The organism is Aeromonas sp. ASNIH2 (genome assembly GCF_002934795.1).
In the GTDB taxonomy this organism is placed as follows: Bacteria; Pseudomonadota; Gammaproteobacteria; order Enterobacterales; family Aeromonadaceae; genus Aeromonas; species Aeromonas caviae.
Genome location: NZ_CP026406.1, coordinates 154,413 through 180,386, shown reverse-complemented (window position 1 = coordinate 180,386; position 25,974 = coordinate 154,413). Strand labels below are relative to the sequence as shown.

The 25,974-nt window shown below is 64.2% G+C and carries 21 protein-coding genes and 1 pseudogene; 5 read left to right on the top strand and 17 right to left on the bottom strand.

Annotated features, from left to right (window positions below):
* Positions 1-23: 23 nt before the first annotated feature.
* The 9 genes and pseudogenes from C3F36_RS00880 to C3F36_RS00840 all read right to left on the bottom strand — a co-directional run.
* Positions 24-1,277, bottom strand: coding sequence for a D-amino acid dehydrogenase (locus C3F36_RS00880; RefSeq protein ID WP_042882483.1), 1,254 nt, complete (start codon positions 1,275-1,277; stop codon positions 24-26).
* A 153-nt stretch (positions 1,278-1,430) separates the two neighbouring features.
* Complete coding sequence (locus C3F36_RS00875; RefSeq protein ID WP_104454267.1) at positions 1,431-2,951, bottom strand: cryptochrome/photolyase family protein; 1,521 nt, start codon at positions 2,949-2,951, stop codon at positions 1,431-1,433.
* Positions 2,951-3,091, bottom strand: a complete 141-nt coding sequence (locus tag C3F36_RS00870; RefSeq protein ID WP_080944260.1) for a DUF2256 domain-containing protein — start codon at positions 3,089-3,091, stop codon at positions 2,951-2,953. Before C3F36_RS00870 ends, C3F36_RS00875 begins: the two co-directional genes overlap by 1 nt.
* Before the next feature lie 160 nt (positions 3,092-3,251).
* Positions 3,252-4,172: a serine hydrolase gene (locus tag C3F36_RS00865; RefSeq protein WP_029314613.1), complete on the bottom strand. Its 921-nt coding sequence runs from the start codon at positions 4,170-4,172 to the stop codon at positions 3,252-3,254.
* A 350-nt stretch (positions 4,173-4,522) separates the two neighbouring features.
* Positions 4,523-5,713, bottom strand: a complete 1,191-nt coding sequence (gene nrfF, locus C3F36_RS00860; RefSeq protein ID WP_104454266.1) for a heme lyase NrfEFG subunit NrfF — start codon at positions 5,711-5,713, stop codon at positions 4,523-4,525.
* Positions 5,710-6,309 (bottom strand): DsbE family thiol:disulfide interchange protein, encoded by a 600-nt coding sequence (locus C3F36_RS00855; protein ID WP_104452990.1) that lies wholly within the window; start codon positions 6,307-6,309, stop codon positions 5,710-5,712. The genes nrfF and C3F36_RS00855 overlap by 4 nt, the downstream gene beginning before the upstream one ends.
* Complete coding sequence (nrfE, locus tag C3F36_RS00850; RefSeq protein WP_104454265.1) at positions 6,306-8,267, bottom strand: heme lyase NrfEFG subunit NrfE; 1,962 nt, start codon at positions 8,265-8,267, stop codon at positions 6,306-6,308. The genes C3F36_RS00855 and nrfE overlap by 4 nt, the downstream gene beginning before the upstream one ends.
* Positions 8,268-8,573: 306 nt before the next feature.
* Positions 8,574-9,527, bottom strand: coding sequence for a cytochrome c nitrite reductase subunit NrfD (nrfD, locus tag C3F36_RS00845; RefSeq protein WP_052815439.1), 954 nt, complete (start codon positions 9,525-9,527; stop codon positions 8,574-8,576).
* 87 nt (positions 9,528-9,614) lie between these two features.
* A pseudogene (locus tag C3F36_RS00840) lies at positions 9,615-9,992 on the bottom strand (4Fe-4S dicluster domain-containing protein); the annotation flags it as partial.
* On the opposite strand from C3F36_RS00840, the gene C3F36_RS00835 reads away from it, so the two are divergent.
* The gene (locus C3F36_RS00835; RefSeq protein ID WP_104454264.1) at positions 9,951-11,336 is read left to right on the top strand and encodes a type I secretion C-terminal target domain-containing protein; all 1,386 of its coding nucleotides are present in this window, start codon (positions 9,951-9,953) and stop codon (positions 11,334-11,336) included. The pseudogene C3F36_RS00840 and the gene C3F36_RS00835 overlap by 42 nt on opposite strands.
* 317 nt (positions 11,337-11,653) lie before the next feature.
* Here the strand turns inward: C3F36_RS00835 and glpC are convergent, their stop codons facing one another.
* The 4 genes from glpC to C3F36_RS00815 form a co-directional block, all read right to left on the bottom strand.
* A complete protein-coding gene (glpC, locus tag C3F36_RS00830; protein ID WP_104454263.1) occupies positions 11,654-12,856 on the bottom strand; it encodes an anaerobic glycerol-3-phosphate dehydrogenase subunit GlpC in 1,203 nt (400 codons plus the stop codon).
* Positions 12,857-13,046: 190 nt separating this feature from the next.
* Positions 13,047-14,324: a glycerol-3-phosphate dehydrogenase subunit GlpB gene (glpB, locus tag C3F36_RS00825; protein WP_104454262.1), complete on the bottom strand. Its 1,278-nt coding sequence runs from the start codon at positions 14,322-14,324 to the stop codon at positions 13,047-13,049.
* Positions 14,314-15,993, bottom strand: coding sequence for an anaerobic glycerol-3-phosphate dehydrogenase subunit A (glpA, locus tag C3F36_RS00820; protein ID WP_069785654.1), 1,680 nt, complete (start codon positions 15,991-15,993; stop codon positions 14,314-14,316). The genes glpB and glpA overlap by 11 nt, the downstream gene beginning before the upstream one ends.
* Before the next feature lie 221 nt (positions 15,994-16,214).
* On the bottom strand, positions 16,215-16,670 hold the full coding sequence (locus C3F36_RS00815; protein WP_080989954.1) for a YchJ family protein: 456 nt from the start codon (positions 16,668-16,670) through the stop codon (positions 16,215-16,217).
* A gap of 128 nt (positions 16,671-16,798) precedes the next feature.
* Between C3F36_RS00815 and C3F36_RS00810 the strand changes: the two genes are divergently transcribed.
* The 4 genes from C3F36_RS00810 to C3F36_RS00795 all read left to right on the top strand — a co-directional run bounded on the left by C3F36_RS00810 (position 16,799) and on the right by C3F36_RS00795 (position 22,028).
* The gene (locus C3F36_RS00810) at positions 16,799-18,466 is read left to right on the top strand and encodes a methyl-accepting chemotaxis protein (protein ID WP_104454261.1); all 1,668 of its coding nucleotides are present in this window, start codon (positions 16,799-16,801) and stop codon (positions 18,464-18,466) included.
* 104 nt (positions 18,467-18,570) lie between these two features.
* Positions 18,571-19,782 (top strand): ROK family transcriptional regulator, encoded by a 1,212-nt coding sequence (locus C3F36_RS00805; RefSeq protein WP_029314606.1) that lies wholly within the window; start codon positions 18,571-18,573, stop codon positions 19,780-19,782.
* Positions 19,779-21,362 carry an ATP-binding protein gene (locus C3F36_RS00800; RefSeq protein ID WP_052815431.1) on the top strand — a complete coding sequence of 528 codons (1,584 nt, stop codon included), beginning with the start codon at positions 19,779-19,781 and terminating at the stop codon, positions 21,360-21,362. The genes C3F36_RS00805 and C3F36_RS00800 overlap by 4 nt, the downstream gene beginning before the upstream one ends.
* A complete protein-coding gene (locus C3F36_RS00795) occupies positions 21,363-22,028 on the top strand; it encodes a response regulator (RefSeq protein WP_052815430.1) in 666 nt (221 codons plus the stop codon). It begins immediately after the preceding gene.
* 138 nt (positions 22,029-22,166) lie between these two features.
* Here the strand turns inward: C3F36_RS00795 and C3F36_RS00790 are convergent, their stop codons facing one another.
* The 4 genes from C3F36_RS00790 to tnpA all read right to left on the bottom strand — a co-directional run bounded on the left by C3F36_RS00790 (position 22,167) and on the right by tnpA (position 25,923).
* Positions 22,167-23,696: a tripartite tricarboxylate transporter permease gene (locus C3F36_RS00790; protein ID WP_053288415.1), complete on the bottom strand. Its 1,530-nt coding sequence runs from the start codon at positions 23,694-23,696 to the stop codon at positions 22,167-22,169.
* A gap of 9 nt (positions 23,697-23,705) precedes the next feature.
* Positions 23,706-24,167, bottom strand: a complete 462-nt coding sequence (locus C3F36_RS00785) for a tripartite tricarboxylate transporter TctB family protein (protein WP_052815428.1) — start codon at positions 24,165-24,167, stop codon at positions 23,706-23,708.
* Positions 24,168-24,224: 57 nt separating this feature from the next.
* Positions 24,225-25,190, bottom strand: coding sequence for a tripartite tricarboxylate transporter substrate binding protein (locus C3F36_RS00780; protein WP_052815427.1), 966 nt, complete (start codon positions 25,188-25,190; stop codon positions 24,225-24,227).
* A 328-nt stretch (positions 25,191-25,518) separates the two neighbouring features.
* Positions 25,519-25,923 carry an IS200/IS605 family transposase gene (gene tnpA / locus C3F36_RS00775; protein ID WP_069785657.1) on the bottom strand — a complete coding sequence of 135 codons (405 nt, stop codon included), beginning with the start codon at positions 25,921-25,923 and terminating at the stop codon, positions 25,519-25,521.
* Between the last annotated feature and the right edge of the window lie 51 nt (positions 25,924-25,974).

Sequence of the window (25,974 nt, the reverse complement as noted above, 5' to 3'; positions counted from 1 at the left end):
CTTGCACAGACGGTGGCCAATGCCTAGCCGTAGCGGGCCAGGGTGAGCCCCTCGTCGCTGATATCCGGGGTATTGCCCGAGATGAGATCGCTGAGCAACTGGCCCGATCCTGCCGCCATGGTCCAGCCCAGGGTGCCGTGGCCGGTATTGAGCCAGAGCCCGGGAATGGGGCTTGGGCCCACCAGGGGCGTGCCGTCCGGCGTCATGGGGCGCAGCCCGGTCCAGAAGGTGGCCTGCTCCAGATTTCCCCCCTGGGGGAAGAGATCCCTCACCACCATGGCCAGGGTATCGTGGCGTCTGGGGTTGAGCGCCAGGTTGAAGCCCGAGAGTTCGGCCATGCCGCCCACCCGGATCCGTTCGTCGAAGCGGGTAATGGCGACCTTGTAGGTCTCGTCCAGCACGGTGCTGCGCGGGGCACCCTCGGCATCCGTCATCGGCAGGGTGAGGGAGTACCCCTTGACCGGGTAGACGGGGAGCTCAATTCCGAGGGGGCGCAGGAAGCCGGTGCCATAACTGCCGAGGGCACAGACGATGGCGTCGGCCTGGAAGCGCTGCTCGCCGGCACGGACCGCCACGGCGCGTCCCTTCGCGATCTCGACCTCGTCGATGGCGCAGTTGAAGACGAAGCTCACCCCGAGCTTGCGGGCCTCGTCAGCCAGGGCCTGGGTGAAGCGGAAGCAATCCCCCGTCTCGTCCCCCGGCAGGCGCAGGCCGCCCACCACCTTGCCACGCACCCTTGCCAGGGCGGGCTCGACCTCCTCGCAGCCGTCTGCATTCAGAGACTGATAGGGGACGCCGTACTCCTCGAGCACGGCGATATCGCGCTGGCTGGCATCGAGCTGGGCCTGACTGCGAAACAGTTGCAGGGTGCCGAGCTGGCGCCCTTCGTAGTCGAGCGCCAGCTCGCCCCGCAACTGCTTCATGCAGTCGCGGCTGTATTCGGCCAGCCGTACCATGCGCCCCTTGTTGACCGCATAGGCCGCCGGCGTGCAGTTGGCGAACATCTTCAGCATCCAGCGCAGCTGGAAGGGGTCCGAGGTGGGCCGCACCGTGAAGGGGGCGTGCTTTTGCAGCAGCCATTTGGCGGCCTTGAGGGGAATGCCGGGGGCAGCCCAGGGGGAAGCATAACCCGGGGAGATCTGACCCGCGTTGGCATGGCTGGTTTCAAGGGCCACCCCGTCACGCCGCTCCAGCAGGGTCACCTTGTGACCGGCCTTGGCCAGATACCAGGCGCTGGTCACACCGACCACGCCACCACCGAGTACCACTATGTCCATCTTGTCTCTCCTTGACTGGGGCCTCCACCTTAATCAGCCGCCACAGGATATTCAACTGGTGTCGATGTCATTGGTGGTTATCGCTATTCACATTTTGTTAACTGGCTCTCAATGTTGTCATTTGCTCACTTTCTGGCATGAAATCCGGTCGATTCAGAGCCGCTCCAGGTGGAGCAGATGATGCTCTGCCGTCGTCAGGATGGCTTGCTGCTGTTCTGTGGTTTGGCCATCCCAGTTGGCATAAGGCAGGGCGAGGCGAGGGTTGTTGCCAAGTTTGTCCCGGTTGCGCCAGAGAAAGTGCCAATAGAGGCTGTTGAAGGGGCAGCTGTCCGGCCCGCTGCGGGCCTTCACCTGATAGTGACACCCCTTGCAGTAGTGACCCATCCGCTCGAGATAGGCGCCGCTGCTGGCGTAGGGCTTGCTGCCCATCAGGCCGCCATCGGCAAACTGGCTCATGCCGCGGGTGTTGGGCAGCTCCACCCACTCGATGGCGTCCACATAGATGCCCAGATACCAGGTATCCACCTCGTCAGGGTGGATCCCCGCCAGCAGGGCGAAGTTGCCGGTCACCATCAGCCGCTGGATATGGTGGGCATAGGCATGCTCCAGAGATTGTCGAAGGGCGTGACGCACGCAGGCCATGCTAGTTTCTCCATTCCAGAAAAAACCGGGCAGGGGGCGCTCGGCCCCGAGAAAGTTGGTGCGCCGATACTCGGGCATCTTTTCCCAGTAGAGGGCGCGGACAAACTCGCGCCAGCCGAGGATCTGGCGGATGAACCCCTCCACCTGCGCCAGGGAAATGGTGGCCTGATTGGCCTGCCAGTGAGCTTGCGCAGCGCGGATCACCTCGAGGGGATGGAGCATCTTGCTGTTCATGGAAAACGACAAGCGGCTGTGGAACAGGCTCCAGCCCCGCTCGCTCAGGGCGTCCTGATAGCGGCCGAAGTGGGGCAGGCAGTGTGCAAGGAAGTGTTCAAGCAGTGTGCGGCTCTGGCGCCGGGTGACGGGCCAGGGCAGGGCGTCGGCATCGGCACTGCCAATGGTGGCGACGCCGTGGCGGGTCAGCATGGCATCGATGTCGCTCACCTCGTTGGCAAAGGTGAGGGGCGCCGGGATGGGTTGGCTCGCCGGCAATTTGGCGCGATTCTCGGCATCGAAGTTCCAGCGCCCCCCAAGGGGTTGGCCGCGCTCATCGAGCAATACCCGGTACTGCTTTCGCAGGGCGCGGTAGAAGAACTCCATCCGGCTGTGGGGGTAGCGTCGCCAGCCATCGCGGGGGGTGAGAAAATGTTCGCTGTCCACCTCAGCGGTCGGGATGGCAAGGCCTGAGGCCCACTGGGTCAGCTGGCTTGCAAGGCGCCACTCGTCCGGGCTCTGCCAGGCGAAGCGCTCGGCCTGATGCGCTTCGAGCTGGGCCGCCAGCAAGCTCGGCAAATCGGGCCAGGGGGCGCTCTCATCGAGAGTCAGGTAGCAGACCCGGTGGCCCGCCTTGGTGAGGGCGGCGGCGAAGGCGCGCATGGCGGCAAAGAAGGCGAGCACCTTCTGGCGATGGTGGCGGCAGTAGTCCGTCTCCTGGCGCAGCTCCGCCATCAGGTAGCAGACAGCGGGATCCTGCGTGCGAAACCAGCTGTGACCTGCGTTCAGTTGATCCCCGAGAATGAGGCGCAGCTCCATCAGGGGTGCTCCTTTCGACGACGGCAACGTTCGCTGCAATAACGCACTTCCTGCCAGCAGCGGGCCCACTTGCGCCGCCAGGCAAAAGGACGTTGGCAGACGGGACAGATCTTCTCGGGAAGATGGGGTTTGAGGTGCATGTGGCGGCCCTGTTGATGCCCTTGGTTTCTCTCTGCCTCCTTAACGAAGCACCATACGGTCGGGATCACTGGGGGAGCAGAAAGAGGCAATAGGGGGTGATTGCCACTCACGAAAAAGGCCCCCGCACCTGCCGGTTGGGGGCCCTTGTTCTCGTAGCCGTTACTGGCTGCTGAAGAGCCTGGGCTGGGGAGTGGACTGCGCCGTCAGGGTCATGCGGCCCGAGGTTTCCAGCCAGCTCTTGATCTTTCTGGCATCGGCGACCCGTTCATCCGTGGTGTTGGCGTGAAGCAGCACCATGACCACGGGCTCGTTGTTGACCCGGGTTCCCATGACCAGGCAGCGCCCCGCCTCGCGGATATAACCGGTCTTGGAGACCAGAATGGGCCAGCTTCCTTCCCGTACCAGGCGGTTGGAGTTGAGGTAGTGCAACTGGCGCTTGCCGTTGCGTACCAGACGCTGCTCGGAGGCGGTGTACTGGCGGATCAGCGGGTAGGTGGATGCGGCGGCAGCCAGTTTGGCGAGATCGTGTGCGGTGGAGACGTTGCGGGGGTTGAGCCCGGTGCTGTCGGCGAAATGGGTGCTCCACATGCCGAGCATGCGGGCCTTGGCATTCATTGCCTCGATAAAGGCTTTGCGGCCACCCGGGTAGTGCCGTCCCAAGGCGGAGGCGGCGCGGTTTTCAGAGGACATCAGTGCGATGTGCAGCATGTCGGCGCGGCTCAGGCGCGAGCCCACCGCGAGGCGCGACCCCGTGCCCTTGAGTCTGTCCACGTCATCCATGGTGACGGTGAGGGTCTCGTTGAGGCGCTGATTGCCATCCAGTACCACCAGCGCTGTCATCAGCTTGGTGATGGAGGCGATGGACATCACCCGGTTGGCGTTGCGCTCTGCCAGTGTCTCGCCGGTTTTCGGGTTGACGACCACGTAGGCATCGGATCTCAGCGGCAGGTTGCTGCGGGGTTCGAGCAGGCTGTTGGTGGAAGAAGAGGTCGCAGAAAACGGGTTGGCATGGGCGCTTTCCATGCTGGCGGGAAGGAGGAAGGCGCCGAGCAGCAAGGGAAGAAAAGGACGAAGGTTCATGATTTGACTCTACTACGACTCACAGGGACATTTGGCTAAGTTATATGACGGTAATTGACGCTTCACAACGTCTGGTGGCCGGATATTTCCATTTTATGGGCCAGCGCACCTTGAAATCCCCCGCATCGGGGCTATTGGGCCCGCAAAAGGGAGTCATAGAGGCCTGCCAGGCCATGGCAGACACGCCACCACGGGGGCGCACTATATGCTGGCGAGGGGCGGGATGACGACTCTTTTTGCACCTTTCGGCGCCTTGGGATGATGAAGGGGTCGTTAATGGCGACCATGGCGATAAAAACGGCGCCCGGCAGGGAAGATGGTCCGCTGCATTATCGCCGTTTTGCCCCGCGTCATCCTCCCATCATTCGCGCGGTCTGAATGGCCTTGATCAGCGCGACCCGGTTGATGCGTGGGCGCTCCTCGTCCAGCAACTGCTGCCAGAGGGCGATGGCCTGGGAGTAGCGGCCGTGCAGGAAGTGATCGGAGGCGAGCAGCATCAGGGCGCTCACCTCACCCTTGTCCTGCTTGAGCGCGCTATCAAGCAGACGCTGCGCCTCCGGGGTGAGCTGCTGGCCCGCCTGGTAGTAGAGCACGGTGGCCTGGGCGGCCTGGGTCGCCACGCTGGCGCCCCCTTCTTGCAGGGCGAGGCGCTGGTAGGCGAGCAGGGCATTGTCGTACTCGTCCCGATAGAGATAGAGCTGGCCGAGCGCCGCCCAGCCGTCGAGATCGGCGGGGTTGGCTTGCAGACGCTGGTGCAGGGCGCCCAGCTCCTTGTCCTGCAGATCCCGCGGGCTCAATCCCGCCAGCGGATCGGGGCGCGCCTGATACGCCTGCCACGCCTGATAGCGGCCGGTGCCGGCATAAATACCGGCCATCAGCGCCAGCAGCAAGGCCCCAAACAGCATCCAGGAGCGCAGCCAGGGCAGCGGACGGGCGGTGCGGTCCTTGGCCAGCCGCTCGCGCAGGGCCTGCTCGGCGGTTGGGGTGGCGTTGGCGAGGCGGGCCAGCTCCAGCTCCCGGTAGAGGCGGCTGTGGGGGGCAAGCCCCGCCTGCTGCTCGGCCATGATCAGCCGGTTCAGTTCGGCCCTGGGGTCGTGGGCGAGCACCCCCTCGGCTCTGTCGCCGACAAGCGGCACCCGCGCCGGTTGCCGGCGATGCAGGCTCCTGCGCAGGCGATTGAGGGCCAGCAACAGCAAGAGGGCGGGGCCGCCCCACAGCAGCGCCGTGCTGCGCTTGAAGGGGGGATCGTAGCGCACGAAATCGCCGAAGCGCTCCGTCATGCGGGCGATCACCTGCTCATCAGACTGCCCCTCGTCCACCCAGCGGTAGACCTCGAGCCGCAGATCCCGGGCGATGGGGGAGTTGGACTCCACCAGGTTCTGGTTCTGACACTGGGGGCAGCGCAGGGCGCGGGCCAGCTCCTGAGCGCGGGTCTGCCGCTCGGGGTGGCGAAACTCATAGGTGTCGACCCCGCTGGCAAGGGCCCCGAGGCTCAAGGCCAGCAAGAGTGGCGCTATCAGGGCGTGGCCGAGGCGGCTCATGGCTTGCTCTCCTGCACTTGTCTCTCTACTTCTCTCTCCGCTTCTCTTTCCACTTCGGGCTGGCTAGCGATGTTGCTGCGGGCCTTTGCAAGCTGGGGGGCAAACTGGCGTTGCCAGACTTCCCGGGTGAGCTCACCCGTGTGGCGGGTCAGCAGGGTGCCGTCACTGGCGAAGAGATAGGTTTCCGGCGTGCCGTAGACGCCGAGCTCCAGCGCGAGTCGGCCGTCGGGGTCGGCCAGCACGGCGCGATAGGGGTTGCCCGCCTCGGTGAGCCAGGCGCGGGCGGCATCTCCCTTGTCCCGGTAGTTGAGGCCATAGAGGGGCACGGCGCTGGCCAGATCACCCAGCAGCGGATGTTCGGTGCGGCAGTTGGGGCACCAGCTGGCCCAGACGTTGAGCACGAAGGGCTCCCCCTTGAGCGCCGCGGTGTGGATGGGGACGCCGCCAAACAGATCGTCACTCTGCCAGGCTGGCAGAGTGCGCCCTGCGACGGCCTCATCCTGGCTGTAGGGGTTGTTGCCAAGGCCGAGCCAGAGCAGGGCGCCGAGCCCCAGGGTGAGCACGAGCGGCACGAACAGGCGCAAACGGGCGTTCATAAGGACTCCTGTTCAAGCCGAGGGTAGGGGGCGGTCGCTGACGCAGGATGGCTAGCCAGCAGCGGTCGGCGGGCGAGCAGGCGCAGGGCGCCGCCCGTCATCATCAACAGGCCGCCGAGCCAGATCCAGCGCACCAGCGGCTTATGGTGCAGCCGCATGGCATAGGCGCCGGGTCCCATCTTCTCGCCAAGCACCACGTAGAGATCACCGAGCATTCCCCATTTGATCCCGGGTTCGTTCATGTTCATGGTGCGCACGCTGTAGTGACGCCGCTCCGGGGTCAGCCGCGCAACCTCTTTACCGTCCTTGTGCACGCTAAGCGTGATGCGCTGGGCGGTGTAGTTGGGGCCGATGATCGGCTCGCTCCCCTCATAGCGAAACTCGAAGGCGCCGAGCCGATAGGGCTGGCCTGCGGCGAGTACCGCGCCCCCCTCCTGACTGTGGTAACTCACCTGCGCAATGCCGAGGGCGCACACCGCCACCCCGAGGTGGGCCAGCAGGCTGCCGAACCGATTGAGGGTGAGCTCGCGCAGGGCGACCGGTTGCAAGAGCGGGAGCAGCAGGCTGGCCATCAGCCAGAGGCTCAGCACGTTGGCCGCAAGCCCCAGCCAGCTTGCCCGCAGCGGCTCGGGATAGGCTAGGCTCAGCAAGGCGCCCCCCAGCAGGCCGAACAGGCATGGGAGCAGCACCTTGATGCGGCGCTGGGCTGCCAGATGCTGCCAGCGAAGGCGCGGCAGTTGGGTCATGAGCGCCATCAGGCAGAGGGCCAGCGGCACGAAGATGGTATTGAAATAGGGGGCGCCCACCGAGAGTGAACCCAGATGGAGCGACTGGAACACCATGGGGTAGAAGGTGCCGAGCAGCACGCTGGTGCAGGCCACGCTGAGCAGCAGGATGGCGGCGCCGAGCAGTCCCTCTTTTGACAGCAAGCCAAAGCGGGCATAGGGGGCGCGAATGTCCGCCCGCAGGGCAAACAGGGTGAGGGCGCAGGTCAATAGCAAGCCGAGCAGCAACAAGAGGGTGAGGCCGCGGCTGGGGTCCACCGCAAAGGCGTGTACCGAGGTGAGCACCCCGGAGCGCACCACGAAGGTACCGAGCAGGCTCAGCGAAAAGGTAAAGATGGAGAGCAGCAGCACGGCGTGGCCGTAAGCGCCGCGCTTCTCGCACACCACCAGGGCGTGCAGCAAGGCAGTGCCGAGCAGCCAGGGCAAGAGGGAGGCATTTTCTACCGGATCCCAGAACCACCAGCCGCCCCAGCCGAGCTCGTAATAGGCCCACCAGGAACCCAGCACGATGCCGGCGGTGAGAAAGACCCAGGAGCCGAGCGCCCAGGGGCGGCTCCAGTGGGCTACGGCGCCATCGAGCCGACCCGAGTGCAGCGCCGCCATGGCGAAGGCGAAGTTGACCGCAAAGCCGACATAACCGAGATAGAGCAGGGGCGGGTGGATGATGAGGCCGATGTCCTGCAGCATGGGGTTGAGATCGCGTCCCTCCAGCGGCCCCGGGAACTGGCGGTCAAACGGGCTGGAGAAGATCAGGGTATAGAGGCCAAACAGCCCGACGATCAGCCCCATGATGGCCAATACCCGGATTGTAATCAGCGGATCGACCCGCCTGGAGCAAAGGGCCACCAGGGCGCCCCACAGCCCCAGCGCAAAGACGAAAAAGAGCATGGAGCCTTCATGGCCGCCCCACACCGCTGCCAGCTTGAAGCCAAGGGGCAGGGCGCTGTTGGCGTGCTGGGCCACATAGACCAGGGTGAAGTCATCCTGGCCAAAACAGCTGGCGAGCAGCAGCAGGGCGGCCACCAACAGGAGCGCGACCAGGATGGCCAGCGGTGTTGCGCAGCCGAGCAGCGGGCGTGAGGCGAGCCGCAGCCCCAGCCAGGGCAGCAGCCCTTGCAGCAGGGCGAGCCCGGTCGCCAGCAACAGTGAGAGATAGCCGAGCTCCGCCAGCACACAACCTCCAGTCAATCATTTGTCTATGTTATGCCGCAGCGTCTGCACCGTACCGGCGCTGAGGGATAACATCCACCTTCTGGCAACAACCAATCGCAACAACTCATCGCCACAAACAAGCGCCAGTCACCCGAAGGGCGGCTGGCGCTTATCCCCAGCTTTCAATAACCGGTTCACTATCCGTCGCGAGAGGTTGTCAGCAAGGTAAAGAGCAGCGCAGGAACCGGAGTGTATGTGAATACATGAGGATTCCGAGCAGCACATGAGCCTTGATCACGGCCTCGCAGCAGGAGCGTGAACCGATTTTTAAACTACCGTCATCTGGCCGGCATAGAGCACGAAGTAGCGCAGCAGCAGGATCCCCACCAGGGTCAGGCTGCAGACCAGTACCAGATAGCCGTTTTTGGCCCGCAGCGGCGCGGGGGCCAGCAGGGCCAGCAACTGGGGCAGCAGCATGCCGATGCCCACCACCCCGAGCCAGAACACCTGAGCCCAGAAGCCGCTGCCGATGGCGGCCCACATGGCTGCCTCCTTCTGGCCGCCACCGAAGTAGAGGCCGGTAAAGAAGCAGACCAGCAGCAACACCTCCACCGCCAGCACCGGCCGCTCGAAGCGGTGGACAAAGCTCACCCCCTGGCTGTGATGGTTCTCCTTGAACAGGGTGACCGCCAGCAAGATGGTGGAAGCGATGCCGGAGCTGACGCCGGAGATGAGGAACAGCACCGGCAGCACCGGGTTGTTCAAGAGCGGATAGGTCTTGAGCGCCGACAGCAGAAAGCCGGTGTAGGCCCCCAAGAGCACGGCGAGCAGCAGCAAGAGCGGCGCCAGCAGCCGCTCGATGCGGGCGAGCCAGCCAATCAGACCATCCACAAAGGCGAACTTCTCTTGCAGCAGGTGACTGCGCAAGGTCTCGATCTCGGCCCGAAATACCACCGCCAGCCAGGCAAACAGCACCGCCATGTAGACCTGAAACAGCATGACCCCCATCGACATCACGGAGTCGAACTGGTAGTGGAACATCAGCTTCCAGAAGGTCCAGGGGCGGGCCAGGTGGAAGATGAGGATCAGTAACCCCAGCACCACGCTCACCGGCGCCAGAATGGCGGTCGCCTTGATGATGCCGCTCTCGCTGCCGGCTCCCTTGCGGCGCAGCAGCACCGAGAGGCTGGTGGCCCCGGCGGAGATGCCGAGCAGAAAGAGATAGATGGCGATTGGCCAGTCCCAGACAAGTGAAGGGAAGTGAAATGCGTCATGCAACATGATCCATTCCTCCTTCTGTTACTGCGGTAGATGGCGATCGGACAAATCCCCACACAAGGGAAGGGAAGTGAAATGCCTCTTGCATCGTCATGACTTTATCTCCCCTTTGGGCACGCGGTACATCTTGGGCGAAGTGCCGAGTGCCTGCTTGTAGCGATAGGTGGTCTCCTTTACCAGCCGTTTGGCGATGGGGCTGTCCGGGTCATCCAGATTGCCGAACACCAGCGCCTTGGTGGGGCAGGATTCCACGCAGGCCGGCTCCTTGCCCGCCGCCAGGTTGGTCCTGCGGCAAAAGTCGCACTTGTCGGCCACCTTGGTCACAGGGTTGATAAAGCGCACCTGATAGGGGCAGGCGGCCAGACAGTACATGCAGCCGACGCAAAGATCCGGGTTGACGTCGACGATGCCATCCTCCTTGCGGATATGGGAGGCACCGGTCGGGCAGACGTGCACGCAGGGGGCGTGACCTATCAGGGCGAGCAGGACTTCAATGGCCAGGATGCCCTGACCATGGTGACCAATGATCTTGGCAACACCGGCAGCGGTGGCCCCCTGAGCGATACCGACGTGCTGCCCATCGAGGTCGAGCCAGTCAATGATGCCCCTGTCACCCAGGTGCCGGGTTCATTGCAGGTGAAAGAGGATGGCTCCCTGTCGCTCACCGGGATCAGCGTGAAGGACGTGGATGCTGGCAGTGCGCCCATCTCCATGGTGCTGCGGGTGGAGCACGGTGTGCTGACCCTGCTGGGGGCGGCAGGCGCCGTCTCGGTGCAGGGGGCGGGGACCAGCGTGGTGACCCTGGTCGGGTCGCTCGATGATCTCAACGGTCTGTTGGCAGGCAACCTGCACTACGAGCCAGCCAGGGACTTCTGGGGTCAGGACAACCTGAGCATCACCACCTCGGATCAGGGCAATACCGGTGCCGGTGGCGTCCTGACCGACAGCGCCCAGATTGCCATCCAGGTGACGGCCGAGCCGGACGATCCCCAATTGGGGGTCGGCACCCACGATATCCTTGCGTTGCAAGGGGCCTGGGTGCCGCTCAACCTCAGCGCCAGCGTGGTCAATCCGGCCCCGGGTGAGCTGTCGGTGCGGATCCAGAACCTCGGCAGCGCCCAGGTGGTGGACGAGCACGGCCAGAGCGTCGGCCACGCGGATGGCAACGACTGGTTGCTGCCGATGGACCAGTCCGTGCCCATCTACCTCAAGGATCTGCCGGCGGGGGATCATGCCCTCACCCTGAGTGCCGAATCCAGCCTGGGTGGCGGCACCCTGAGCTCGGCCACGGAGACCATCACCATCCACAGCCAGAGCGGTCACGATCTGCTGGGCTCGGATCAGGGGGACTGGCTGTTCGGCTCCTCCGGCAATGATCGCCTCCTGGGCGGCATGGGAGATGATGTGCTGCGGGGCGGTCAGGGCAACGACATCCTGACCGGTGGCGCCGGCAGCGATCTCTTCGTGTGGGGCAGTGGTGACGAGGGGACGACGGCCTCTCTGGCGATAGACACCATCACCGACTTCCGTCCTCAGGAGGGGGACAGGATCGATCTGGCGGACCTGCTCAAGGGGGTGACCGACAGCAGCGTGGATGGCCTGCTGGGTCATCTCCAGGCATCGGTGACCAGCACCGGCAACGGCCTGAGTGACGTGAGCCTGTCGGTCTCCCCGGCGGGGGATGGCAATGTCACCCAGCAGATCACCCTGAAGGACGTGGATCTGAGTGGCTGGAACCTGAGCGGCTCCTCCTCTCACGACATCCTGCAATCCATGCTGGATCAGCACAGCCTGATCATCCAGCACCCCTGATGGGGTGAGATGATGCAAAGAGCCGGCGAATGCCGGCTCTTTTTTTGGCTGAATATGCTGGCTTGATATTTCCTGGTGGTGGTAATGGGAGATGGTTTTTAACAGAGTGGGTGTTGTTGCTGCTTTTTACTGTGTGGGTGGTTCAAACAACCAAAGGAATTCGCCGCCCGGGCCTCCCATCGGGCTGCCCGGGCGGCGTCAGGGCCTTGCCGCGCCGATCCCGGTCAATGCCGGGCCAGAGGGGGCGCAGGCATTGACCGGGGAGTGTCGCTTCCAAGCCGGTGCCCGGGATGATGGGCGGACCGGGGGGATGGCGGTCAGGCCAGCGCCCGTGCCAGCAGGTGCACCGGGTGTTCGCAGCGAAACGGCGTGCTCATCTCGATCTGCCACTTGCAGGTCTCGCAGTCGGTGATGACCAGATCGGGCTTGAGCCGGTTTATCTGATCAAACAGCCCCTGGCCGATGGCCTGGCTGGTGTCGTAGTTCTCGGACTTGAAGCCGTAGGTGCCGGCGATGCCGCAGCACTGGGAGTCCAGCACCGTCACCTTGACGCCGGGGATGGCCCGCAGCAGCTCGAGGGTGTAGATGACGCCCCCCATCTTCTCCAGGTGGCAGGGGGTGTGGTAGGCGATGTGCAGATTGAGGGGCTTCATGGCCGGTTTGTTGCCCCGATCGAACTCGTTCCACAGGAAGCGGGTCACCAGGGAGATGCGATCCCGCACCTTGTGGTTGTCCTGCTCCAGCAGGTGGGGATATTCGTCGCGCAGGGTGAAGCCGCAGGTGGAGGAGGTGGCCAGCAGCGGCATCTCGTTGCCGAGCAGGGTGTTCTCCAGCTGCTGGATATTGAAGGCCGCCTGCCGCCTGGCCTTGTCCATGAAGCCGTTGGCAATCAGCGGCACGCCGCAGCACTTCTCCCGCGCAAGCAGCTGGACACCGATGTTCATGGCGTTGAGCACCTGCACCAGCTCTTTGCCGAGTTGCGGGTGGTTGTAGTTCACATAGCAACCGTGGAAGTAGGCGATCTGGCGCGCAAAGCGGGCCTGAGTCGTTTTCTGCTTCTTGTACCAGCCGCGGAAGGTGCCTTGTGAGTATTTGGGCAAGTCCCGGTGGGAGGAGACTCCCAGCGCCTTGTCCAGCACCTGCTTCATCGGCTTGAGGCCGGTGGTGAAGTTGACCACCGGGGCCATCAGGGTGGACATGCTGCCCATCAGATCCGTGTGGGAGAGCACGAACTCGCGGATCCCCGGTTTGAAGCCGCTGTACTGGTGTTTGGCCTTGGCGATGATGTCGCCGATGCGCACCCCGCTCGGGCAAGCCACTTCGCAGCGCTTGCAGTTGGTGCAGTACTTGAGGGCGTTGTCAAAGAGCTCGGGGCTCTTGATGCGCAGCCGCTCCCCATCCGGGCCCGCCTGCTTGGGGCCGGGGTAGGCCGGGTTGGCCTTGGCCACCGGGCAGTAGGCGGTACAGACGGTGCATTTGATGCACTGATCGAAAGTCTGGTTGGCATGATCCAGTAGCATGTCAGTTCTCCTCCCGTTGGGTGTGAAGGCACGGGATATGGGGCGAAATCATCATTGGGCTGAACTCAAAATGTGACCGGCGGCCTGCCAGCCGGTGGCGACAGCGACACCTGAGCCAGAGCCCTCCATGGATTGGGCATCGTCGTGGGCCAGCACGCCGTGTCGTTGGTGTGGGAATATGTGATTCATCTCAGCCCTCCGCCAGAATATGGCCAGCGGCTTGCCAGCCGGTGGCAACGGCCACGCCGGAGCCGGAACCTTCTTTAATGGGGTCATAGTGCGCCAGCACGCTGCCGGCGCCGTAAAGGTTGGTGAGGGGTCTGCCGCCGCGCAGCACCCGCAGCCGCTCGTCGGTCTTGACCCCGAAGCCCATGAAGGGGTGGTGGTCGAACAGGCGGCGGCCGGCCCAGGCGTCGCGCTCGGCAAGGCTCAGTACGTCGGCATCGAAGATGGGTTCACGAATGCCCCCGAGGCGCGACTCCAGTCCGCGGCTGAAGAAGCTGCCGGAGGCGAGCACGAAGTGGTCCGCCTCGAACAGCTGATCCTCCCCGTGCTGGCTGTGCACCCCGATCACCTTGTCGCCGTCATAGCGGGCGCCCAGCACCCGCTCGCTGGTGAGGAAGGTGCCGCCAAGGGCCATGAAGCGGCGCTTGAGGGCCTCCTGCATCCGCATGCCGATGAGGGACGGCGGCATGGTGGCCACCTCCTTGATGGTGCAGCCGGTGCGCCGTTCCAGCTCGCTCAGACGCGGGCCGACCAGCCCCAGCGACAGGCAGGCGGGCAGCACGATATGGCGACAGCCGGGCACACCGCATCCCTGCACCATGCGGCTGATCTCGCGGGCCAGATCCGCCAGCAGGTCCTGCTGGCCAGGCCCCTGCTTGTCAAACAGGCGGGCGATGTCGGCGGAGCGAAACTCGTGGGGATTGCGGCTGAACTCGGCCAGCTGGGGCAGCCGAATTTCCCCGGTCAGGATGCGGCAGTGGGCGAAGCGCGCGTGGGTCGCGAGATTCGCTGCCGCGAGCTCGGGGTGAAAGTCGCGAAATCCCTCCAGGGTGGCCAGCAGGATGGCGTCGGGGGCCGGTGCATCGGTCACGCAGGCGCAGGTGTCGGGGGAGAGCCAGGTGGCTTTGAGGGTGCCGATGGGGGTCAGCCGCTGGTGGTTGCGCTCCTGGCGAAACAGCGGCAAGCCCTGGGCGGCGCAGTGGCGTTGCAGATCATCGAGGCTCGCCGCGATATGGGCCAGCCCCACCTTGCTGTAGGGATGCTCGGGGTTGGCGGCCATAAAGGCGGGCAGGGCGGCGCGGGGATCTCCCTCGCTCTCCAGCAGATCCACCGAGCCGGAGGAGAAGTGCAGGGCGCTCTGGCCGGAGGCCATCAGCAGGGTCTTCTGGCCGGCCTCGGCCAGGCGCAGGGCCGCGGAGAGGCCCGCCATGCCGCCGCCGATAGCGATGCTGTCAAATTTCATGGCTGCGCTCCTTGGTGGGATTGGCGGTGCTGGCGTCTTGCGGGAAGGGGGGCTCGGCCACCAGGTGGGGGGCCGTCCACTCGCCAAGGCCGAACAGCCCCTCGTAGATCCAGTAGGTAAATTCGGCTTCGCGCAGGGCATCGCCCCACAGCACGGGGCGGGTGCCCTTGTAGCGCTCCTCCAGGAACTGGCGCAGCATGACGCAAGCCTGGCGGCCGTCGGCCTTGCCGTACTCCTGCATCAGGCCGGCGGCGCGATAGGCGCACAGCTCCCCCTGACAGGGTCCCATGCCCAGACGAGTGCGGCGGCGCAGATCCACCAGGTTGTCCACATCCAGCTCGCGCAGGGCGTATTCGATTTCACCTGCGGTCACCATCTCGCATTCGCAGATGAGGGCGTTGGCCTTGGGATTGTCGCGGAAAAAGGCGATGACCCGCTCGCCGTGACGGTACTGGGCCGAGCCTTCAGCCGGGACCGAGAGACCGGGGGCGGAGACCTTCTCCGGATCCCGCGAGCCGGGCAGGCTCAGTTCAGCGGTGCGGCACGGTTTGCTGTTGCCAAGCTTCTTGGCAAGCAAGTCGGTGGCCCATTCTGCCATCAGCCGGTAGGTCATCAGCTTGCCGCCGGTGATGGTGTTGAAGCCCTTGAGCCCGTCGCGCTCGGCGTGATCCAGCAGCACGATGCCACGGCTAATGTTGCGGCCGGACTCGTCGCCATCCACCGCCACCAGCGGGCGAACCCCGGCATAGGCGCGCAGCAATCGGGTGCGGGCCATGATGGGGGCCAGTTTTATTCCTTCGCGCAGCAGCACTTCCACCTCTTCAGGCTCGACGGTGAGCTGGTCAATCTTGTGGTAATCGATGCGACTCGAGGTGGTGCCGATGAGGGAGATGGTATCGCCCGGCACCAGGATGTCCGCGTCCGCCGGTTTGCGGGCGCGGTTGAGCACCAGCTGGTTGATGCGGTAATCCATGATTAGCAGGGAGCCCTTGGCCGGGAACATGCGGATGCCGAGATCGGCGTACTCGCAGATCTGCTGGCCCCAGATGCCGGCGGCGTTGATCACCTCCTGGCACTCCACCTCGAACGCTTCGCCGGTGCGGGTGTTGATCGCCTTGACCCCGTGCACTCTGTCTTGGGTGCGCAGCAGCCCCAGCACCTTGCTGTGGGTGAAGATGCGGGCGCCGTGCTCCTTGGCATCCAGCACGTTGGCGGCAGCCAGACGGAAGGGGTCGACCGTGCCGTCCGGCACCTGAATGGCGCCGATCAGCGCCGGGTTGACGTTGGGTTCAAGGCGTAGCGCCTCGGCGGGATCCAGCTGGCGGGCGTCGATGCCCGCCAGGGCGCAGGCGTCCATGAAGGTATTTTGAAAATGGATGTCATCTTCCGGCAGGGTGATGAAGAGGCCGCCGGTGTCCTCGACGCAGTGGCTGGCGATCCGCTTGAGGATGCGGTTCTCCTGAATGCACTCGCGGGCGGACTCCTGATCCGTCACCGCGTAGCGGGCGCCGGAGTGAAGCAGGCCATGGTTGCGGCCCGTGGTGCCGGCGGCGATGTCGTCCCGCTCAAGCAGGATGCAGTCGATGCCGCGCAGTGCGCAATCGCGCATGATGCCGGCGCCGGTGGCGCCACCCCCTATGATGACGACTTGTGTGGTGATTCTTTTCATTCTTGCCCGTCTCATCTCTTCCAGATAAGGCCAGTGTGGCGCCTTCACGACGTAAAATGTTTGATATGGGCCAAATTAATGTTCGTAAACGCTCATTAAGTGTGAGGCGATGAGCGAAATGTGATGAACCTCACGTCACCGTCGAGGCGGGCAGGGGAAAGCATGACGGGAGGGGAGAAGGCCAGCCCGGGGGCTGGCCAGAGGGCGGCGTGGGGGAAACCTCAGCCGCAGCACTTCTTGAACTTCTTGCCGCTGCCACAGGGGCAGGGGTCGTTTCGCCCTACCCGCAGCGGCGCCGGATCCTGCTCGCCGTCGGTGTAGACCCAGCGCCCCTGATGGCGCACGAAGCGGGATCGCTCATGGAGGCAGTGACGTTCGTCCCCTTCCAGGAACCAGGCCTTGAATTCCACCATGCCGAGGGTGTCATCGGGGCCGCCCTGGCTGGTGAGGATCTCGAGGCCATCCCAGCGGGTGTCGGTCGATGAGAGGTCGGCCGCGGTCAGCCCGTTCAGATAGTCCGGGTGCCAGCTGTGTACCAGATATTCTCCCAATCCCAGCACGAAGGCGCTGTAGCGGGATCGCATCAGCTGCTCCGGGGTGGCGGCGGGCTGACCTGCGTGGAGTACACCGCAGCACTTGGCAAGAAAAAGAGAGGAACCGCAAGGACATAGGTTCATGAGTCAGCTCATCTGGTCGATAATTAAAGGTGGCGGGATTGTAGCGAACGCACTTCCCTTTCGGCCAGCTTCCCATGCCGTTTAGGCAGACATCATGCAGCAATGAACACAGCACAAAGGGTGACACAATGACACTTAAGCAGAAGATCCTGTTACTGGGGGCCATCCCCGTGCTGCTGATGGCCCTGGTGGTCAATCTCAGCAACTACCTGGTGGCCAGGAGCGATCTGGAATCGGATCTGGTGGTGGCGCGGGAGAGGGCAATCAAGGAGCGCAAGGCGCTGCTCAGCAGTTATCTGATGCTGGCCAAGACGGCCATCGAGGGCAGCTACGGCAAGCCTGACAGCCCCGAAGTGCGCCAGCAGGTGAAGGAGATATTGCGGCCGCTGCGCTATGGCAGCGACGGCTACTTCTTCGTCTACGACTATCAGGGCAATACCGTGCTGCTGCCGACCCGGCCCGAGATGGAGGGGAAGAACCGCTGGCAGGACAAGGATACCAAGGGTGCCTTCCTCATTCAGGGGATCATCAAGTCGGCGCGGGAAGGAGATGGCTTCTCGGAGTACTGGACCAACAAGCCCTCTATCGGGCGGGATGCCCCCAAGCTCTCCTTCAATCTGGTGCTCGACAAGTATCAGTGGGTCGTGGGCACGGGCTTCTACATCGACGACATCGACAATGAGCTGGCCACCCTGCGCAGCGAGCGGGAGGAGACCATGTATGGCTCCCTGAAAACCGGGGTGCTGTTCATCCTGGTGATCCTGGGGGTGACCCTGGCGGCCACCGTGGTGATCGGCAACCGGGTCACCCGCCCGCTGGCGGATGCGGTTGCCGCACTCAATGACATCGCCGACGGGGACGGGGATCTGACCCAGCGCCTCAAGGTGCAGAGCAAGGACGAGGTGGGGCAGCTGGCCGCCGCCTTCAACCGCTTCGTCGAGCGGATCCAGTCGGTGGTGAGCCAGGTGGGGGAGACCAGCCACCAGTTGCTGGGGGCCGTGGATCGGCTGCATAGCCTGAGCGAGCATGCGGACAGGCAGATGCAGGGCCATGGCAAGGAGACGGATCAGGTGGTGACCGCGGTGACCGAGATGAGCTCCACCGCCCAGGAGGTGGCGGCGAGCGCTTCCAACGCCGCCTGCGCCACCAGCGATGCGGCCCGCGAGTCCGATGCGGCCCGGGGGGTGGTGAACAGCGCCATCGGCAGCATCAACCGGCTGGTGGACGAAGTGCATGTGGCGGCCGGGGTCATCGAGCAGCTCGCCCACGAGACCGGCAAGATAGGCTCCGTGGTGGAGGTCATTCGCGGCATCGCCGATCAGACCAACCTGCTGGCCCTCAACGCCGCCATCGAGGCGGCCCGGGCGGGCGAGCAGGGGCGCGGCTTTGCGGTGGTGGCGGACGAGGTGCGATCCCTCGCGGGCCGTACCCAGCAGAGCACCAAAGAGATCAACGAGATGCTCCAGCGCCTGCAGGGCGGAGTGAAACAGGCGGTGGAGGTGATGCAGGCCAGCGAGGCACGCAGCCAGGAGACGGTGCAGGAGGCGAGCCACATCGCCAGCTCCCTGGACAGCATGGTGGCGGCGGTCGGCACCATCAACGACATGAACATCCAGATCGCCACGGCCGCCGAGGAGCAGCACGCGGTCTCCGAGGAGATCAACAAGAACCTGGTGGCCATCCAGCAGATCGTCAGCGAGCTGACCGAGGCGTCCGGGGAGTCCAGCACCACCACCCGCGCCCTGGCAGGCACGGGTGACAAATTGCGCCAACTCGTCTCCCGCTTCCGTTACTAATCACATTTTTGCCGTCTGGACAGGATTTCCAGACGGCAAATTTGGGGATCGGCGCAGAATGTGTGAAAATCGCGCCATTCGTTCCTTTCGTTAGCCCCAACCCTATGAATGAGATCGTGAAAGGCAGTATCGATTTGATCCGTCAGCTCAACTACGGCCTGGTGTATGCCAGCCTGGAGGAGCACAAGGAGCTGTCCCGTACCGATCTGTCCCGTCTGACCGGCCTGTCGCCGGCCAGCATCACCAAGATCACCCGCGAGCTGCTGGACGGCGGCCTGGTGGTCACCTGCGGCGAGAGCTCGGTGGGGCGTGGCCGTCGCCAGACCCTGCTGCGCATCAACGAGCGCCGCTTCCAGTTTCTCTCCATGCGCCTGGGGCGCGGCTATGTGGACATGGCCCTGTTCGATCTCGCGGGTCACTCCCTGGCACGCCATCGCCATGTCTTCAACGAGGCGGAGCGTGCCGAGCTGCTGGCCAGCCTGGTGCGGGCCATCGAGGGCTTTTTGCCCAAGAAGGCGCTGCGTCTGGCCTGCATCGCCCTCTGCCTGCCCGGCCAGGTGGAGCGCCACTCCGGCATGGTCAAGCATTTTCCCTATTACGATCTGCGCAACTGGCCCCTCGGTCCCACCCTGCAGGAAGCCTTCTCGGTACCCGTGCTGGTGAGCGGCGACGTGCGCACCTGGATCCAGGCCGAGCGGGAGTGGGGCGCCGCCAGGAACTGCTCGGATGCGGTGCTGGTGTTCGTGCACAACGACATCGGGGTCGGCATGGTGGTCAATGGCCAGCTCATCGAGAGCGAGTCGGCTCTGCTCGGGGATCTCAGCCACCTGCAGCTCGAACCCTATGGCCAGCGCTGCTACTGCGGTGGCTTCGGCTGCGCCTGCACCCTCGTGACCAATCAGGCGCTGGAGGCGCAATATCGGGAGCTGCGCGAACGGATGCAGGAGTTCGATCTGCCCGAAAGCGTCACCATACGCGAGCTGTGCGAGCTGGCGCTGGCCGGCAACAGCCTGTGTCAGGACATCCTGCACCAGGCAGCAGGCCGCCTCTCCCGGGTGCTGGCGAACCTCATCTGCCTGCTCAATCCGGGCAAGCTGCTGCTCGGGGGGGAGATCACCCGGGCCGATCGACTGCTCTTCCCCATGTTGCACCAGTCCCTGGCAAGCCAGTTGCCCGCCGAGTACCTGGTGCGCCTGCAGATTGAATCCACCCACTTCTACGAAGATCCCACCAAACCCACCTCGGTGCAGGTGCACAAGGCCCTGCGCGATGGCAGTCTGCTGCTCGACTTGTTGCGAGGCGACAAGGAGGCATGAGGCTCGGGTTGCAAGGACGCTTCCTGCTCATTCTCTGTCTGGTCAGTCTGCTGCAACTGGTGTTGCTGAGCGGGGCCAGCTACTACTATGTCGCCGAGCAGCGCTACCGTGAGGTGGGGGATCAGGCCCTGGATGTGGCACGGCTGGTGGCGCGGGAGTCCGGCGTCATCGCCGGGGTGAAGCGGGCGGATACGGTCCGCCTCAATGCCCTGGTGGAGCGGATCCGCGCCGAGGTCGGGGCCAGCTACATCGTCATCGGGGACAGGCAGGCACGCCGCCTGGCGCACCCCAATGCGGACCGGATTGGCAAACCCATGGTGGGTGATGATCCCGAGCGTGCCCTGCAGGGGGAGGCCTATATCTCCAGGGCCCAGGGGTCCCTCGGGGTCTCGGTGCGCGGCAAGGGGCCCATCCGTGACGAGATGGGCAAGATCATCGGGGTGGTGTCGGTCGGCTATCTGGTGCGGGACATCGATGCGGATCTGCAGGACTATTTGCGCTTCGGCCTGGCCATGACCTTGCTCATCGTGCTGCTCAACAGTGTCGCCGCCGCCTGGCTGGCCCGGCGCTACAAGAAGGCGATTTTCGGCTTTGAACCCGAGCAGATGGGGCGTCTCTATGCGGAGCTAGACTGTACCCTGCGCACGGTGCGCGAGGGGATCCTCACCATCGACGAGCAAGGGCGCCTCACCTCTCTGAACCCCAACGGCATCAAGCTGCTGCGCCTGGACGACACCACTGCCCGGGCCGCTATTGGACAGCCCATCGGTCACCTGCTGCCGGGCAGTCGCATGCTCTCCATCCTGCAAGAGCAGACCCCCCAGTTTGACGAGGAGATCGTGCTCAACGGCCAGTCCCTCATCGTCAACCGGTTGCCGCTGGTGCGCGAGGGCAAGCTGATCGGCGCCGTGTCGAGCTTTCGGCGCAAGGACGAGCTGGCGGAACTCAGTGCCCAGCTCTCCCAGGTGCAGGCCTACAGCGATCTGCTGCGGGTGCAGACCCACGAGCACAACAACCAGCTTGGGACCATCGCTGGCCTCATTGAGCTCGGGGCCACCCGGGAGGCGCTCGCCTTCATCGGGCGGGAGGCGGCCACCGAGCAGACCCTGCTCGGCTTCCTGATGGGGGCCATCGCCAAACCCAAGGTGGCGGGGCTGCTGCTCGGCAAATACCACAGGGCCCACGAACTCGGTCTTGAGCTCGTGATCGATCCCGATGCCCGTCTGCACGACATTCCTGCCCGTGTCAGCGGTTCCCAGCTGGTAACGGTGCTGGGCAACCTCATCGACAACGCCTTCGAGGCGACCCGCCGCCACGGTGCGCCCTATCAGCCCATCCGGGTTTCCCTGAGCGATCTGGGGCAGGATCTGGTGCTGGAGGTGGAAGACGGGGCTGGCGGCATCGACCCGCAGTTGGCGGACAGGTTGTTCGAACAGGGGGTCAGTAGCAAGCCCGAGCCAGGACACGGTATCGGGCTCTCCCTGGTGCGCAAGACCCTGGATGCCCTGCAGGGGGAGATCACCATCGAAGCCACGACGCAGGGAAGTTGCGTCGTCTGTTACATTCCCAAGGAGGTGTAAGTGATCAAGATCCTGATCGTCGAGGATGATCCCGCCATTGCCGAGATCCACCGCCGCTTCGTGCAGCGCCTCGCCGGTTTCGAGGTGCTGGGGGTGGCGCTCACCCTGTTCGATGCCAGGGAGCAGATAGGGATCCTCAAACCCGATCTGGTGCTGCTGGATGTCTGGTTGCCCGATGGAGAGGGGTTCTCGCTATTGAGAGAGCTGCGCCAGGCGGGGGCGAGTCTGGATGTGATCCTGCTCACCGCGGCGCGGGAAGCCGCTGCCCTGCAGGAGGCGATGCGCCTCGGGGTGGTGGATTTCATTTTGAAGCCCGTGGTGTTCGAGCGGCTGCGCGACACCCTGGAGAAGTACCGTCAGAGCATCGCCGCCCTGGCGGCGTTGGCCGACATCGACCAGCAGGCGGTGGACACCCTGTTCGGTACGCCGTTGCAGCAGGTGGCGGCAGAGGGACTGCCCAAGGGCATCGATGCTCTCACCCTGCAGCGGGTGCTGACGGCCCTGACTCCGGAGGCCGCCAGTGCCGAGGAGATAGGCTGCCGGATAGGGGTGAGCCGGACCACGGCGCGCCGCTATCTGGAATTTCTGGTGGGGCAGCAACTGGCGAGCCCCGAGCTCGAATATGGCACCGTCGGGCGGCCGGAGCGGCGTTACCGCAAGCCGTGATCCGGTCGTCCGGAACCTGTCGTCCAGACAAGAAAAGAGCGCCTTTCGGCGCTCTTTTTGTCAGGATTTGCTTCCCGTGGGCATCAAGGTCTCTACGCGTGATGGGGCAGGGTTCAGAGGTGGCAGAGGCTCATCGATTCAGTGGCTGGTGGCAAGCTCCCCCTTGGGGGCCCGGCGAGCCTGCCACCACTGCCAGACGGGCAGCAGCAACATGGTCAGGGTGATCACCGTGAAGGCGAGGGTGATGGGGCGCTCCCACAGGAAGCTCAGGCTGCCGTCGTTGATCACCAGGGCCCGGCGCAGGTTGTCCTCCAGCATACCCCCCAGGATGAAACCGAGCAGCATGGGGGCCATGGGGAAGGTGAGCAGGCGCAGGCCGATGGCGATCAGTGCAACGATGGCCATCACATGGATGTCCATGGTGTTGAAGGAGACCAGATAGACCCCGGTCAGGGAGAACAGCAGCACCATGGGGATGAGCACGGGGCGCGGCACCGCCAGTACCCGGGCCAGGTAGGGGATGAGGGGGAGGTTCAGGATCAACAGCACCACGTTGCCCAGATACATGGAGATGATCACCGACCAGAAGACGTCCGGATGCTCCATGAACAGACGCGGGCCCGGCTGGATGCCGTAGGCCACCAGGGCGCCCAGGATGAGGGCCGTGGTGCCGGAGCCCGGGATCCCCAGGGTCAGCAGGGGCACGAAGGAGCCGGTGGAGGCGGCGTTGTTGGCCGCTTCCGGGGCGGCCAGACCGCGCAGGCTGCCCTTGCCGAACTGCTCCTGGCGCTGTTTGCCGGCGATGTTGCGCTCGGTGCCATAGGCCATGAAGGCGGCGATGGTGGCGCCGGCTCCCGGCAGCACGCCGATGAGAAAGCCCAGCACCGAGGAGCGGGCGATGGGGGGCGCTATCTCTCTGACCTCTTCCTTGCTGAGCTTGAGGCTGCCGAGCTGCTGCATCTGCCTGGCCTCTTCCTCGCTGTTGTCCTTGCCGGGGCGCAGCACCGCCATCAGGATCTCCGCGAGGGCAAAGGTGGCCATGGCCAGCAGCAGGAAGGAGAAGCCGTCACGCAGATCCGGCAACCCGAAGGTGAACCTGTCTACCCCGACGCTGCGGTCGATGCCGATGGTGGAGATCATGATGCCGAACAGCGCCATGATCAGCGCTTTGAGCACCTGCCCCTTGCCGGCAAAGGCTGCCACGGCGGAGAGGCCCAGCACCATGAGGGCGAAGTAGTCCGCCGACTGGAAGGAGAGGGAGACCTTGGCCAGCAGGGGCGCCGCCACCATCAGCATGATGGCGGAGAGGGTGCCGCCGGTGAAGGAGGCGTAGGCGGCGATGGCCAGCGCCTTGCCCGCCTGTCCCTTGCAGGCCAGGGGATAGCCGTCGAAGGCGGTGACCACGGTGGCGGAGCAGCCGGGGGCGTTGATCAGGATGGAGGAGGTGGAGCCCCCGAAGATGGCGCCGTAATAGACCCCCGCCATCAAGATGATGCCGGAGGAGGGATCCAGGCCATAGGTGATGGGGATCATCAGGGCGATGGCGGTGACCGGGCCAAGGCCCGGCAACATGCCGATAAAGGTGCCGATGAAGCAGCCAAGCACCACCATCATCAGGTTGACCGGCAGCAGTGCAGTGCCGAGTCCTTGCAAGATTCCGTCTAACATGGTGACTCCTTAGAAACCGAGCAGGGTGAACAGGCGACCCGGCTCCAGATAGACGTTGAGCCCCTTGGTGAGCAGGGCCCAGAAACCGATGGAGAAGGGGACGCTGATCATCAGGCCGTAGCGCAGACTGGGCTCACCGAGCACCCGGATGCCCACACTCAGGAAGGCGATGGTCGAGAGCACGAAGCCAAACCAGGTGAGCCCCAATCCGTAAATGACCATGAGCCCGAGCAGGATGAAGACCCGGCGCCAGTCTCCCTCTTCCCGGCGCAGGGGCTCGCCCCCGGGGAAGAGCACCAGCAGCAGGGAGAGCAGCGTCCCGATCCCTGCCAGGGCATAGGGCAGGGTACTGGCGGTGAAGGGTTCGTATTCGTCGCCGGGGTAGCCCGGTATCTCGGTGGCGTAGTAGCCATAGGTGAGGGAGAGCAGCAGAAACAGCAGGCCCCCCAGTCGCTCCTTGGTGATGTTCATCTCTTGACTCCAACATGGGCGGCGGGCCTGCGCCCGCCTGCGATGTGACAACGAGGGTTACTTGATGAAGCCGAGCTCGCGCATCAGGCCGCCGATCTGCTGCTCCTGGCCGTCGAGGAAGGCGGTGAACTCGGGACCCGACTTGTAGAGGTTGGTCCAGCTGTTGCGGGTGCGGACCACTTCCCACTCCGGCTTGTCGTACATCTGCTTGAGCAGGGCGGCAAACTCGGCGGATTTCTCCGGGCTGATGGTGGGGGAGGCGAAGTAACCGCGCCAGTTGGCGAAGACGGTGGGGTTGTTCTGCTCGCTGAAGGTGGGGATCTGCTCCGCCCCCGGCAGGCGTTTGTCGGAAGTGACCCCGAGGATCCGCATCTGGCCTGACTTGACCGCTTCCATCGCCTCGCCAAAGCCGGTGGAGATGGCCTGGGTCTCTCCGGCCAGCACGGCGGCCATGGCGCTGCCGCCGGCATCGTAGGCGACGTAGCGCAGTTTGCTGGCGTCGGCGCCGGCATTCTTGAAGGTCAGGGCGGCGACCAGGTGATCCAGGCTGCCACGGGCGGAACCCCCGGCAATCTTCACCTTGGCCGGGTTCTCCTCGTAGGCGGCCAGCAGCTGGGCCCAGTTCTGATAGGGGGAGTCCGCCTTCACCGCCAGCGCCTGGTAGTCGGCGATGATGGCGGCCACCGGCGTCAGATCACGGAAGGACTGGGGCAGCTCCTTGGAGAGGGATTTGACGATGATGGGGGTGGAGTTGACCATCAGAGTCTTGTCGGACTGGGCCGAGGTCTCGATGAGGTGGGCGATGGCCTTGGCGCCGCCACCGGCGGACATGTTCTGGTAGGAGACGGTCTTGACCAGACCGGACTTGGCCAGCACTTCACCGGTGCCGCGGGCCGTGGTATCCCAGCCGCCGCCAGCGCCGCCCGGGATCAGGAAGTGGACTTCGTTGATCTGGGCGTGGGCGCCGACGCTCAGTGCGAGCAGACTACCGATCAGGGTACGCTTGAAGGTTCCTTGCAACATGGTGCTCTCCTTGTGATTGTTGCAAGAAGGTTAATTAATCATGTCTGACTGGAAAACAATCTGACCGTAATGGCTATTAAGGCTGTTGTGGCCATTGTGTTCATTCTGGTCATGGGCCGAAGAGGGGGGCGCGTATAGAAACGAGGCGCCCGTGAGCGCCTCGTCCGGCAAGGATCACTGGGTCGGTTTCGCCGCCGATGTGCTGATGTCCTCCTTCGCCTCCTGTTTCAGGGCATCGCTCGCCTGCTGGCGCAGAGCCACCTGCTCCATCTTAAATGCGAAAGGGGACTCCCTCCGACGTAGGTGGGAGAGGAATTTCGCCGGGGCGTCAGCCCCGCTGGTTTTGAATGTATTGCTTGATCACCTCTAACGGCGCACCGCCGCAAGAGCCCGCAAAGTAAGAGCGTGACCAGAGTACGGGTTTGCTGTAAGCACCTCTCAAGTCCAGAAATTCATTACGCAGTCGCCTTGATGTGACCGCCTTTAACGAGTTCACCAGTACCGATAGCTGCACTGTTGGGCCGTACTCTATCAGCATGTGAACATGATCAGCCTCTCCGTCACACTCTTTCAGTTCCGCACCAAAATCTCTGCAAACCTCTGCCGCACACTGACCGAAGGAGGTGTGATGCAGTTCCCCCAATATCGGCTTTCGATACTTGGTGATAAACACCAAGTGTACGTGCAAAACGTAGGCCGCATGGCGTGATTTATTAATTTTAGTGAATTGCATTCTGTCACTCAATCGGGCTTAATAGATATGGCAATAATGCTACACACTGAG

Bases quoted from the DNA above. Each gene is read 5' to 3' on its own strand.
- C3F36_RS00880 (WP_042882483.1), bottom strand. From the start codon at position 1,277: ATGGACATAGTGGTACTCGGTGGTGGCGTGGTCGGTGTGACCAGCGCC.
- C3F36_RS00875 (WP_104454267.1), bottom strand. From the start codon at position 2,951: ATGGAGCTGCGCCTCATTCTCGGGGATCAACTGAACGCAGGTCACAGC.
- C3F36_RS00870 (WP_080944260.1), bottom strand. From the start codon at position 3,091: ATGCACCTCAAACCCCATCTTCCCGAGAAGATCTGTCCCGTCTGCCAA.
- C3F36_RS00865 (WP_029314613.1), bottom strand. From the start codon at position 4,172: ATGAACCTTCGTCCTTTTCTTCCCTTGCTGCTCGGCGCCTTCCTCCTT.
- nrfF (WP_104454266.1), bottom strand. From the start codon at position 5,713: ATGAGCCGCCTCGGCCACGCCCTGATAGCGCCACTCTTGCTGGCCTTG.
- C3F36_RS00855 (WP_104452990.1), bottom strand. From the start codon at position 6,309: ATGAACGCCCGTTTGCGCCTGTTCGTGCCGCTCGTGCTCACCCTGGGG.
- nrfD (WP_052815439.1), bottom strand. From the start codon at position 9,527: ATGTTGCATGACGCATTTCACTTCCCTTCACTTGTCTGGGACTGGCCA.
- C3F36_RS00835 (WP_104454264.1), top strand. From the start codon at position 9,951: ATGGGAGGCACCGGTCGGGCAGACGTGCACGCAGGGGGCGTGACCTAT.
- glpC (WP_104454263.1), bottom strand. From the start codon at position 12,856: ATGCTACTGGATCATGCCAACCAGACTTTCGATCAGTGCATCAAATGC.
- glpB (WP_104454262.1), bottom strand. From the start codon at position 14,324: ATGAAATTTGACAGCATCGCTATCGGCGGCGGCATGGCGGGCCTCTCC.
- glpA (WP_069785654.1), bottom strand. From the start codon at position 15,993: ATGAAAAGAATCACCACACAAGTCGTCATCATAGGGGGTGGCGCCACC.
- C3F36_RS00815 (WP_080989954.1), bottom strand. From the start codon at position 16,670: ATGAACCTATGTCCTTGCGGTTCCTCTCTTTTTCTTGCCAAGTGCTGC.
- C3F36_RS00810 (WP_104454261.1), top strand. From the start codon at position 16,799: ATGACACTTAAGCAGAAGATCCTGTTACTGGGGGCCATCCCCGTGCTG.
- C3F36_RS00805 (WP_029314606.1), top strand. From the start codon at position 18,571: ATGAATGAGATCGTGAAAGGCAGTATCGATTTGATCCGTCAGCTCAAC.
- C3F36_RS00800 (WP_052815431.1), top strand. From the start codon at position 19,779: ATGAGGCTCGGGTTGCAAGGACGCTTCCTGCTCATTCTCTGTCTGGTC.
- C3F36_RS00790 (WP_053288415.1), bottom strand. From the start codon at position 23,696: ATGTTAGACGGAATCTTGCAAGGACTCGGCACTGCACTGCTGCCGGTC.
- C3F36_RS00785 (WP_052815428.1), bottom strand. From the start codon at position 24,167: ATGAACATCACCAAGGAGCGACTGGGGGGCCTGCTGTTTCTGCTGCTC.
- C3F36_RS00780 (WP_052815427.1), bottom strand. From the start codon at position 25,190: ATGTTGCAAGGAACCTTCAAGCGTACCCTGATCGGTAGTCTGCTCGCA.
- tnpA (WP_069785657.1), bottom strand. From the start codon at position 25,923: ATGCAATTCACTAAAATTAATAAATCACGCCATGCGGCCTACGTTTTG.